The sequence below is a fragment of the Geobacillus zalihae NBRC 101842 genome (genome assembly GCF_001544135.1).
Lineage (GTDB): Bacteria > Bacillota > Bacilli > Bacillales > Anoxybacillaceae > Geobacillus > Geobacillus zalihae.
Window position 1 is genome coordinate 1 of sequence record NZ_BCPV01000125.1, and the last position, 1,845, is coordinate 1,845.

Below are 1,845 nucleotides of genomic sequence, written 5' to 3' on the forward strand. Positions count from 1 at the left end.
TATTGTCAAAAGTTTATCCTCCACACTCACGGTTTTCTCCTGAGTTTCAACCGTTGGAAGAAAAAAAGCTTGCCACCCCCGTTGTTTTCGGCCATCATTGAGGTAACCACACACTCAACAGCCCAAACAAAGAAGGAGTGACAAGCTTGTTACCTCAATTATTAGCCTATTTGCTTCAAATCATCAAGGCCCAATATCAAATCATTGTGTATTTGATGGGTGTGATCGTGGGAAAATCCCTGAATCGTAAGGACTTGGACGAACTCGTCCAAAAACCGTACCGAAAACTTCAGGTCGATGACCTTCCGATCATCGATGTGCCGGAAACCTTTGATTACCGGAAGCTGTTGGCGGACTACGAAGCCCAGCACGGACGTCCTTTGCGGCCCATCCAGCGCCGCGCGAAGGCGAAACACCGTGTTCCGGATTCGTTGACCTGCCCTCGCTGCCAGGCTCCCTCTTCTTACCTGTACGCCAATAACGGCGGAAACGGGCAATACCAATGCAAAGTGTGCCAGTGCCGGTTCAACCACCGGAACCGGTTCACCAAGCAAGCGGTCTTTCGCTGCCCGCACTGCAAAAAGACGCTGGAAAAAATCAAGGAACGCAAAGAATACCACATCTATAAGTGCAAGAACAACGATTGCCCGTTTTACCAGGCCAACCTTCGCCGGATGACCAAGAAGGAGCGCCAACAGTTTCAACAGGATCCTCAAGCCTTCAAGGTGCGGTATTTGTTTCGAGAGTTCTTGTTTGACTTTCTCCCGTTGGCTTCCTCGTCGCCCATCCAACCGAAGGTCGATTTGTCCCGGCTGGCTGCGTCGCCGCACGTGTTGGGGCTCGTGTTGACGTACTACGTCAACTTTGGGATGTCCTCGAGGGAGACCGCCGCCGCCATGAAGGACATCCATGGCGTCTCGATCTCCCATCAGACGGTGCTCAACTACGCCAACAGCGCCGCGCTTTGGATCAAGCCCTTTGTCGACCGGTTCCCGTATGAGCTGTCCGGTTCGTTTTGCGGGGACGAGACGTATATTCGCGTCAAAGGGCGCTGGCATTACCTGTTCTTTATGTTCGATGCCGTCAAAAAGATCGTGCTGTCGTATCGCGTCTCGCCCAACCGAGACACGCTCTCGGCCATCCAGGCCATCGATGATGTCCTGCGGAAGCTGCCGTCCCTCCCAGACGACTTGTCGTTTGTCGTGGATGGCAACCCGATTTACCGGCTGGCGCAACACTTCTTCGCCCAGCACGGGATTTCGTTTGACGTCCGCCAGGTGATCGGCCTAACCAACGAAGATCCGGTCTCGGAAGAGTTTCGCCCTCTCAAACAGATCATCGAGCGATTCAACCGGACCTTTAAAGGCAACTACCGCCCGACCCATGGGTTTGGTGCGGAAGAAGGCTCGGTGTCCTTTGTGACGCTGTTTGTGGCGTATTTCAACTTCCTGCGCCCGCATAGCGCACTCGAAGGCCGGGTCCCGGTCGTCATCCCGGAACTGGCGGATCTTCCGCATATGCCGGCCCGGTGGACGAAGCTCATCGCCATGGCACAAGCGTTTCTCCAACAAGAGGCGGCCTGACTTTTTTGTCCGCCGGAGCCCGTTGAACAGAACTCCTGCCGGATTCGGCGAAGCGAACCCTTGACCAACCGAACACCGCCAAAGGTAAAATTCGGTCATGGCAAGGGCGGCTTTCTTATTGCCTTCTTTTTGTCCCCGTCGCCCTTGATGACTCTTCCGCACCTTTGGCGGGTGTTGGTCAAGGGCGAATCCGGCCCTCCGCATGCCCCACGATGCTCAATGGGATGATCTGTGTGGAGTTTTCATAGAACTTTTGACGCTA

At 54.5% G+C, this 1,845-nt stretch carries 1 protein-coding gene; it reads left to right on the forward strand.

Going from position 1 to position 1,845, the window contains the following annotated elements; all coding sequences use genetic code 11:
* Nucleotides 1–146 precede the first annotated feature (146 nt).
* The gene (locus GZ1_RS17640) at nucleotides 147–1,583 is read left to right on the forward strand and encodes a DDE-type integrase/transposase/recombinase (protein ID WP_060789010.1); all 1,437 of its coding nucleotides are present in this window, start codon (nucleotides 147–149) and stop codon (nucleotides 1,581–1,583) included.
* Nucleotides 1,584–1,845 lie beyond the last annotated feature (262 nt).